The sequence below is a fragment of the Streptomyces similanensis genome (assembly GCF_039543625.1).
Lineage (GTDB): Bacteria > Actinomycetota > Actinomycetes > Streptomycetales > Streptomycetaceae > Streptomyces > Streptomyces similanensis.
The window spans coordinates 58391-67214 of the sequence record NZ_BAABKC010000117.1 but is presented as its reverse complement, the minus strand read 5'-3'; the positions used below and the strand labels follow the sequence as shown (position 1 = coordinate 67214).

At 75.4% G+C, this 8824-nt stretch carries 6 protein-coding genes and 1 pseudogene; 3 read left to right on the top strand and 4 right to left on the bottom strand.

Annotation, left to right across the window (positions count from 1 at the left end):
• Positions 1-190: 190 nt before the first annotated feature.
• Together ABEB07_RS33485 and ABEB07_RS33480 are read right to left on the bottom strand one after the other, a co-directional pair.
• Positions 191-1051, bottom strand: a complete 861-nt coding sequence (locus ABEB07_RS33485; protein WP_164587752.1) for an esterase/lipase family protein — start codon at positions 1049-1051, stop codon at positions 191-193.
• 198 nt (positions 1052-1249) lie between these two features.
• Positions 1250-1696, bottom strand: a complete 447-nt coding sequence (locus ABEB07_RS33480) for a MarR family winged helix-turn-helix transcriptional regulator (protein WP_345671781.1) — start codon at positions 1694-1696, stop codon at positions 1250-1252.
• Positions 1697-1800: 104 nt separating this feature from the next.
• On the opposite strand from ABEB07_RS33480, the gene ABEB07_RS33475 reads away from it, so the two are divergent.
• Positions 1801-2175 (top strand): cupin domain-containing protein, encoded by a 375-nt coding sequence (locus tag ABEB07_RS33475; protein ID WP_345671780.1) that lies wholly within the window; start codon positions 1801-1803, stop codon positions 2173-2175.
• A 17-nt stretch (positions 2176-2192) separates the two neighbouring features.
• Here the strand turns inward: ABEB07_RS33475 and ABEB07_RS33470 are convergent, their stop codons facing one another.
• Entirely contained in the window at positions 2193-3167 is a 975-nt protein-coding gene (locus ABEB07_RS33470) for a DNA polymerase Y family protein (protein WP_345671779.1), read from the bottom strand.
• Complete coding sequence (locus ABEB07_RS33465) at positions 3164-6895, bottom strand: DNA polymerase III subunit alpha (RefSeq protein ID WP_345671778.1); 3732 nt, start codon at positions 6893-6895, stop codon at positions 3164-3166. The genes ABEB07_RS33470 and ABEB07_RS33465 overlap by 4 nt, the downstream gene beginning before the upstream one ends.
• A gap of 17 nt (positions 6896-6912) precedes the next feature.
• On the opposite strand from ABEB07_RS33465, the gene ABEB07_RS33460 reads away from it, so the two are divergent.
• Positions 6913-7143: a hypothetical protein gene (locus ABEB07_RS33460; RefSeq protein ID WP_217711066.1), complete on the top strand. Its 231-nt coding sequence runs from the start codon at positions 6913-6915 to the stop codon at positions 7141-7143.
• Positions 7140-8198, top strand: a pseudogene (locus tag ABEB07_RS33455) (DUF3533 domain-containing protein); the annotation flags it as partial. The gene ABEB07_RS33460 and the pseudogene ABEB07_RS33455, both read left to right, overlap by 4 nt.
• Positions 8199-8824 lie beyond the last annotated feature (626 nt).

Sequence of the window (8824 nt, the reverse complement as noted above, 5' to 3'; positions counted from 1 at the left end):
GACGGCAGCACCCCGTACCTGGCGGTCGGCGGCGCCGCCGTCCTGGCGGCCGGCTCGGCGGTCCTGTTCCTCTCGGTCCGGCGGCGCGCCGTGACCGGGGGCCGGCACGGCCGCTGAGCGGCCACACGAACGCGGGGGCCCGTCCGGCGGCTCAGGCCGGGCGGGCCCCCGGGCATCGGGGCGCGGCGCGTCAGCTGAACACCGACGCGCAGGTGGTGGGGGTGGCGTGCGCCGGGTCCAGGGCGTTGGCCACCTCGTGGAAGGCGATGCGGTCGGTCAGACCGATCGCCAGGTGCTCGGAGAGGTCGAGCGCGCACAGGTCCTGAAGCCGCACGTTGCGCACGTCGGAGCCGCTCAGGTACTGGCTGCGCCAGGGGGTGGCCACCTCGTCGTACTGGGTGGCGATGACCGTGTAGTGCACGCCGGGCACGGTGTCGCCGCCCGCGTTGAGCTTGGTGAGGAAGGCGGACCCGGGGATCTGGTCGGCGAGGCCGGGGGTGGCGGCGGAGATCAGGCCCTCGGCGCCCGGGAAGTACGGCAGCAGGTTGGTCAGGCCGCTGATGGTGGCGCCGTGGTTGTCGGGCGCGATGCCGACCAGGGCGTTCACCTTGGCGGCGCCGCCGAGGAACTTCAGGTAGTAGCGGGGCATCATGCCGCCCTGCGAGTGGCCGACGAGATCCGCCTCGGCGGCTCCGGTGGCGGCGAGCACCTTGTCGACGAAGGCGGACAGCTGCGCGGCCGACTGGTCGATGGGGCCCAGGCCGTGGAAGAGCGGGACGCCGTCCAGCTGGCCGTAGTCGAGGGAGTAGACGCAGTACCCGCGGTCCTCCAGATACGGCGCGAGGCCCAGCCAGTTGTCGACGGAGTTGCCGAGGGTGCCGTGGACGAGGACGACCGGGCGGGGGTGGGCCGTGGAGGGCTTGCAGCTGTAGTCGTTCCAGCCCCGGGAGGGGGCGCCGGAGGCGTGCGCGGCGGTGGCCGGGACGGTGGCGACGGCGGCGGCCAGGAGCAGGGCGGCCAGGTGTCTCAGGGTGCGCTTGACGGGCAGCATCGGGTGAACTCCTTGCGGCTCTGGGGGAGGTGCGACGGCATGGCGACGACACTGAGCCCTGTGATCCGGATCACGAGGATGCTGTTCACCCGTCAAGTTACGAACGAGTAGTGCAACTGTGAAGTTACGCGTCGGTAAAAAATCCGGGGACCGGCCGGTGACGGGCGCGTGGCGTGCGGCAGCGTCCCTGACGAATCGTCACCAAGTGGGCCGAATCGGGCCGTGCGGCGCGAGCAGCGCCAACTGCTGCCCCAGCGAGCGGACCTGCTCCTCCCCGAGCGCCCCGGCCCAGGCCCGTACGGCGTCGGCGGCCGACTCCTCCGCCGCGCGGGTGCAGGCCCGGCCGCGCTCGGTCAGCACGATCAGCCGGGCCCGCGCGTCCTCGGGGTGCGGGCGGCGCTCCGCGTATCCCTTGCGCACGATCTCGTCGACGAGCTGACTGGCCGCCTGCTTGGTGACGCCCAGATGGGCGGCCAGCTCGGTGACGGTCGCCCCGGCCGGCGACATGCGCGCGAACGCGAAGCCGTGCGCGGGCCGCAGCCCCTCGAAGCCGCGGGCGACGACGCCGTCGTGGATGCGCCGACTCAGCTCGCCGGCGACGGCGAGCAGGGCGGCGGACAGGGCCATGGCTTCGGAGTTCTGCACGGAGGCATTGAAACACCCTTGACGAAATGGTCAAGGAGCCTGACCATATCTCCGAGCCACTTGGTCAAGTGACTTGACCATTATCCGTGTCCCGAGGAGTTCCCATGCCGATCGTCCGCCCGTCCGACGCCGTCACCCACGAGATCCACGGCGCCCGCTTCGTCTCGTACGCCGCCCCGCGCACCGGCGCGAGGGAGTTGTGCGCCTGGCGCGGCGAGATCCCCGCGGGCACCAGGGCCCCGGCCCACACCGTCAGCCACGAGGAGATCTTCCATCTGCTCGACGGCGAGCTGCTGATCACCCTCGACGGCCGCACTGAGCGCGTCACCGCGGGCGACACGCTGATCGTCCACGCCGGCGCGACGCTCACCGTGGAGAACCACGCGGACCGCACCGCCGTCTCCTGGGTCACCGCCCCCGTGGGCCTGCGGGCCCGGCTGGCGGACGGCACCGTGCTCAGCCCGCCGTGGGCCAACTGACCGCACCCCGCGGGCGGTCACGCGGCCAGCGTGCCCGGCATCACCGCGCGCGGCCCGAACCTGGCCCGCGCCCGGTCCGCGACCTCCTCGATCCGGCGCGCCTTCTCGTCCACGGGGTCGAAGGTGAGCTGGTGGGATGCCTGTTCGGCGGAGGTCAGGCCCTCGGCGCGCAGGGCGAGCGCGCGGACCCGGGCGCGCTGGAGGCCCAGCGCCTCGTACATGCCGTAGGCGGCCGCGGTCAGCGCCGCCGAGTGGGCGGTGGGCTCGGCCAGGGTGCGGCCGCGGACGGTGGCCGACCGGTCGGCGTAGCGCACGGTGAGGGTCAGGGTGCGGCAGACCTTGCCGACGGCGCGCAGCCGGGCGCCCAGGTCCTCGGCGGCCGACAGCAGCGCCCCGCGGTGCCGGCCGGGGTCCAGCTCGTCGCGGTCGAAGGGCCGTTCGGCGGCGAGGGAGCGGGAGACGGCGTGGGGGACGACCCGGCCGCGGTCGACGCCGTTCGCCTTCTCGTGCAGTTCGCGGCCCGCCTTCGCGCCGACCAGGCGCTGGAGCGTGGACAGGGGCGCGGCGGCGACCCGGCCGAGGGTGTCGAGGCCGTACTCGGCCAGGGTGCGGGCCGTCGCCGTGCCGGTGCCGGGCAGCGCGACGACGGGCCGCTCGGCGAGGAACTCCGCGACGGCGGCCGGGTCGCCGGGCACCGCGCGGGTGCGGCCGGGCCGGGCGTCGCGCAGCGCCATCCGGGCCAGCATCGGGCCCGGTCCGGCGCCGATCAGGCAGTCGATGCCGTACCGGGCGAGCGCGCGGACCCGGATCACGGACGCCAGTTCGACCGCGTCGCGTCCGAAGTAGCGTTCGGCGCCGCGCAGATCGGCCAGCGCCCCGTCCGGCGGCAGCGCCTCGACGACCGGGGTGAACTCCTCCAGCAGCCCGAGCAGACCCGGCAGGGCCGCCTCGTGCATGGGGGGCGGCTGGAAACGTACGCAGAGGACAGTCATCCCGCACTCCCTGGGCTCTGATGCCACAACTTCCTTCCGTTGGCGGGTCCTTCGCCCGCCGGTCGCAGGTCCGCCCACGGATGCATCTCGTAGCCGGTGGACATGCGGACGCGCCGTCCGCGGGCGGTGTCCATCGGGTCGGGCGCGGCAGAACCGGCGGGCGCGGGACGCCCGTCCGAACCGGCGAGCCGGGCCCGGCGCGGCCCCTCGCCGCCGCCGTCGCCGCCTCTGTCGCCACCGCCGCCGTTGCTGCCGCCGCCGTCGCCGCCGTCCGGCGCCGTGCCGGGGCGGGCCAGCCGGGCCGCCACCTCCTCCAGGCCGCCCTCGGCGCGCAGTTCGGCCAGTTCGGCCAGGTTCCAGACGGCGGCGCCCACCACGCTGAGGCTGCGCGGGCCGCGCCGCTGCACCACTCCGCGCACCAGCAGCAGCCAGGAGTGGAAGACGGTGTGCGCGCAGGCGTCGTGGGAGTCGTCGAAGAAGGCGAGATCGACCAGGCCGGTGCCGTCGTCCAGGGTGGAGAAGATGACCCGTCTGCCGGACCGGATCGGCGGGGTCTGGGTGGCCGCCTTGGCGCCCGCGACCAGCACCGTCTCGCCGTGCCGCGCCTCGCGCAGCCGGCGGGCGGAGACCACGCCCAGCTCGTCGAGGAACGCCCGGTGGTCGTCCATCAGGTTGCGGGAGGCGTCCATGGACAGCACGCCGAGTTCGGCGCTGAGCCGCTCCGCCTCGGACAGGTCGGGCAGCCCGGCGGCGGCCGTCCTCCGCCCGCCGGCCAGGGGCAGCTGGTCGCCGCCCGCGCCCCGTGACCCGCGGTGCAGTTCGGTCAGGTGCAGTCGCAGGTCGCGGCGGTTGGCGCCGAACGCGTCCAGCGCGCCCACCTGGGCGAGCCGCCCGGCGATCGGACGGCTGGGCCGGGCCCGCTCCCAGAAGTCGAGCAGCGAGGCGTAGGGCCGGCCGGCCGCGATCCGCGCCGCCTCGGCCCCGCTGATGCCGTGCACGTCGGAGAGCGCCAGCCGCAGCCCCCACCGCCCGTCCGCCGCAGACCGTCCGGCCGCCGGAGACCGTCCGGCCGCCGCGGACCCCTGGGAGCCTCCGGACCGCCCACCCTCGCCAGACCCCTCTTCTTCAGACACCAGTTCGATACTGTGGGCGACTCCCGAGCGGTTCACGTCCAGCGGCAGGATCGGCACCCCGCGCCGCCGCGCGTCCGCCAGCAGCAGCCGCTTGGGATACATCCCGGGGTCGTGGGTGAGCAACCCGGCGTAGAAGGCGGCCGGGTGGTGGGCCTTCAGCCACGCCGACTGGTACGTCGGCACGGCGAAGGCCACCGCGTGCGCCTTGCAGAAGCCGTACGAGCCGAACGCCTCGACGATCCCCCAGGTGCGCTGAATCGTTTCTTCGTCATAGCCGCGCGCCGCCGCGCGCTGGGCGAACCACACCTTGATCCGCCCCTGCGACTCCGGGTCGGACAGCCCGCGCCGCACCCGGTCCGCCTCGTCCCGGCCGCAGTCGGTCATCAGGTGCACGATGTGGATGATCTGCTCGTGGAAGACGACGACGCCGTACGTCTCCTCCAGCGGTTCCCGCAGGTCGGGGTGCGGATAGCGCACCGGCGCCCGGCCGTGCCGCGCCTCGATGAACGGCCGCACCATGTCGGCGGCGACCGGTCCGGGCCGGAAGAGGGAGATGTCGACCACGAGGTCGTGGAAGGTGGCCGGCTGGAGCCGGCCCACCAGGTCGCGCTGGCCGGGCGACTCGATCTGGAAGCAGCCGAGCGTCTCGGCGGAGCGGATGAGCCGGTACGTCGCCGGGTCGCCCGCCGGCACCGCGTCCAGGTCGATCCGCTCCCCCGCGGCCCGTTCCACCTCGGCGACCGCGTGCGCCATCGCCGACTGCATCCGCACGCCCAGCACGTCCAGCTTGAGCAGCCCGAGATCCTCCACGTCCTCCTTGTCGAACTGGGACATGGGCAGGCCCTCGCCGCTGGTCGGCACCACCGGTGTGCGGGCGAGCAGGGAGGCGTCGGACAGCAGGACGCCGCAGGGGTGCATGGCGACCCCGCGCGGCAGGGCGTCCAGCGCCTCGACCAGTTCCCACAGCCTGCCGTAGCGCTCCTTCTCCCCGGCCAGCGCCCTGAGTTCGGGCAGCTCCTCCAGGGCCGCGCGGGCGTCGCGGGCGCGGATGTGCGGGAAGGACTTGGCGACGCGGTCGATCTCGGCGGGGTCCATGGACAGGGCCGCGCCCACGTCGCGGATGGCGTGCCGGACGCGGTACGTCTCCGGCATGGCGACCGTCGCGACCCGCTCGGCGCCGAACCGGCCGATGATCTGCCGGTAGACCTCCAGCCGGCGCGCGGACTCCACGTCGATGTCGATGTCGGGCAGCACGAACCGCCGCTTGGACAGGAAGCGCTCCATCAGCAGCCCGTGCTCGACCGGGTCGGCGTGGGCGATGCCGAGGAGGTGGTTGACGAGGGAGCCGGCCCCGGAGCCGCGCGCGGCGACCCGGATGCCCGTCTCCCGTACGTCGTCCACGACCTGGGCGACGGTGAGGAAGTAGGAGGCGAAGCCGTGGTACGCGATGATGTCCAGCTCCTGGTGCATCCGCTCCCAGTAGGCGCGCCGGCCCGCGTAGCCGCGCAGCACCATGCCGGCCGCGGCGCGGGAGGCCAGCGCGCGCTGGGCGGTGCGGCGGCCGGCGCCGACCAGGTGCGGCTCGGGGAAGTGGACGGCGCCCATGCCGAGGTCGTCCTCCGGGTCGACCAGGCACTCGGCGGCCGTGGCCCGGGTCTGCTCCAGCAGGCGGTGGGCGGTCTCGCGGCGGAAGCCGGCGGCCTCGACGATCCGCTCGGCCGCGCGCAGCATGGCCTCCGGGCCCTTCAGCCAGGCCTCCCCCGAGTCCCGTTCGCCGGCCGCCTCGACGGGGACCAGGCGGCGGGCGGCGTCCAGGACGTCGGCGACCGGGCCCTGGCCGGGGTCGGCGTAGCGGACGGCGTTGCTGAGAACGGGGCGTACCCGCTGTTCGGCGGCGAAGCCGACGGTGCGGGCGGCCAGCCGCAGGGAGCCGGGGCCGGTGCCCTCGCGCCCGTGCCAGACGGCCTCCAGACGCAGGGCGTCGCCGTAGACCTCGCGCCAGGGCACGAGGAGCCGCGCGGCCCGGTCGGGGCGGCCCGCGGCCAGGGCGCGGCCGACGTCGGAGTCGGGGCCGAGCAGGACGGTGAGGCCGTCGGCGCGGTTGTCGGGCCAGGCGAGCAGCGGGGTGTCCGCGGGAGTGGCGTGGGCGGCGCTGACCAGGCGGCACAGGTCGGCCCAGCCGCGGGCGCCGTCCCGGGCGAGGAAGGTGACGCGGGGCGCCGACTCGTCGACGAAGGCGCCGCCGCGCACCGGCGTACGGCGCCGCTCCGGCCGTACGGCGCTCTCGCGCCCCGCGGGCCACGCGGGCGCCGTGCGGCGCGGTACGGAGCCGTCGGGCCGTACGGGTGAAGTCCCGGGGGCGGGCCGTACGGGTGCGGGGGCGGTTACCGCCAGTTCGGCGCCGAACAGGGGGCGGACGCCCGCCGCCGCGCAGGCCTTGGCGAAGCGGACCGTGCCGGCGAGGGTGTCGCGGTCGGTGAGGGCGAGGGCGTCCATGCCCCGCTCGGCGGCGCGCTCGGCCAGCCGCTCGGGGTGCGAGGCGCCGTGGCGCAGGGAGAACCCGGAGACGGTGCGCAGATGCGGGAAACCCGGCATACGCACCTCCCGCACCTGTGAGCCGACAGCGGCTCTCGAACATCAGTTCCAACTACCTCACCACCCACCATACCCCCATCCTCGAACATGCGTACGACAACCGTTCGGGCATGTCCGACCTGCGCAAACGTCCGGCAAGCCCGCTCACCGGCGGTTCGCGGCGGTTCGCCGCCGAACGCGCGTACGGCATCCGTTCGGGCGTGTTCCGCCTGCGGAAACGCCCGGCGGCACGCAGCGTGAGGACATGAGCCACGCCCACGCCCACCGGCGTCCCGCCTCCTTCCGCCAGGAGGTGAAGGACGCCGTCACGCCCCGGGCCTCGCTGCTCGTCCTCGGCGTGGTCGCGCTCCAGCTGCTGTTCATCGCCTCCTACGTGGGCGCGCTGCACCGGCCGAAGCCCGCCGACGTGCCCTTCGGCGTCGCGGCGCCCGGGGCGGCGGCCGAGCGGACGGCGGACCGGCTGCGGCGGCTGCCCGGCTCGCCCCTGGACCCGCGCACGGTGGCCGACGAGGCGGCGGCCCGCCGGCGGATCCTGCACCGGGACATCGACGGCGCGCTGGTCGTCGACCCGTCCGGAACCGCCGACACGCTCCTGGTCGCCTCCGGCGGCGGCACCGTCCTCGCCACCACCCTGGAGAAGATCGTCGGAGAGGCGGAGAAGGCGCAGCGGCGCACGGTGCGGACGGTGGACGTGGCTCCCGCCTCCGCCGGCGACTTCGACGGGCTGTCCTCGTTCTACCTGGTCGTGGGCTGGAGCGTCGGCGGCTACCTGTGCGCCTCGATCCTCGCCGTCAGCGCCGGGGCGCGGCCCGCCGACCCGCGGCGCGCCGCGATCCGGCTGGCCGCGATGGCGCTGGTCGCGATCGCGGGCGGGGCGGGCGGGGCGCTGATCGTGGGGCCGGCCCTGAACGCCCTGCCGGGCGGGGTCCTCCCGCTGTGGGGGCTCGGCGCGCTGGTCACCTTCGCGGTGGGCGCCGCGACCCTCGCCCTCCAGGGGGTCTTCGGCGTCGTCGGCATCGGCCTGGCGATCCTGCTGGTGGTGATCGCGGGCAACCCGAGCGCGGGCGGCGCCTTCCCGCTGCCGCTGCTGCCGCCGTTCTGGAAGGCGATCGGCCCCGCCCTGCCGCCGGGCGCCGGGACCTGGGCGGCCCGCTCGATCGCGTACTTCCGGAGCAACGCCCTGACGGACGCCCTGCTCGTCCTGGCCGCGTGGGCGGTCGCCGGAGTGGTGGTCACCCTGCTGGCGTCGGCGCTCCACCGGAAGCGGCCGGCCCCGGCCCCGGACGCACCGCGCCCGGCGGGCGCGACGGCGGGGGCGCACCGGTACGGCGGTGAGGGCGGGGAGGCACCGGCGGCCGGGGCCTCCCCCGCCTCTGCGGGCGAAGGGGCCGCCGCCCCCGAACGCGGGGGCGCGCGGGACTCCGGGGGCGAAGAGACCACCCCCGAGGGGACTGCTCCGGAGGGCGGGGCCGCGCGGGACTCCGGGAACGAGGAGACGGCCCCTGAAGGACACGAGGGCGGGGAGGCGGGTGAGGGGGACACCTTCGTCGACCCCGTCCCCGGACCCGGACCCATCCCCGAGCACGGCCCCGAGCGCGGCCCCGAGCCGCCTGTTCCGCGGGCCGGTCCGGACGTGTGACGGGCCGTTGTGGGAGCCCCGCCCGCTGCCCGTGCGGGCGGAGCGGGGCTCCCACGGTTCCCGTGGGGGGTTCAGTCGGGCGGTCAGCCGATCCGCGCGCCGGGCGCCGACAGTGCCTCGGTGACCGGCTGGAAGAGTGGGGACCTCACGGGCCGGAAGGCGGTGAACGGAGCCCACTATTCCGAGGCCCACAGGGAACACACAAGGTCGAGTTCTGGACGGGAGTACGTCAACGTGCGTACGTCCCCCGTGCCTTGCCGTGTGCCAGCACCGCCCGAGGTCACACCGCT

Bases quoted from the DNA above. Each gene is read 5' to 3' on its own strand.
- ABEB07_RS33475 (WP_345671780.1), top strand. From the start codon at position 1,801: ATGCCGATCGTCCGCCCGTCCGACGCCGTCACCCACGAGATCCACGGC.
- ABEB07_RS33485 (WP_164587752.1), bottom strand. From the start codon at position 1,051: ATGCTGCCCGTCAAGCGCACCCTGAGACACCTGGCCGCCCTGCTCCTG.
- ABEB07_RS33465 (WP_345671778.1), bottom strand. From the start codon at position 6,895: ATGCCGGGTTTCCCGCATCTGCGCACCGTCTCCGGGTTCTCCCTGCGC.
- ABEB07_RS33470 (WP_345671779.1), bottom strand. From the start codon at position 3,167: ATGACTGTCCTCTGCGTACGTTTCCAGCCGCCCCCCATGCACGAGGCG.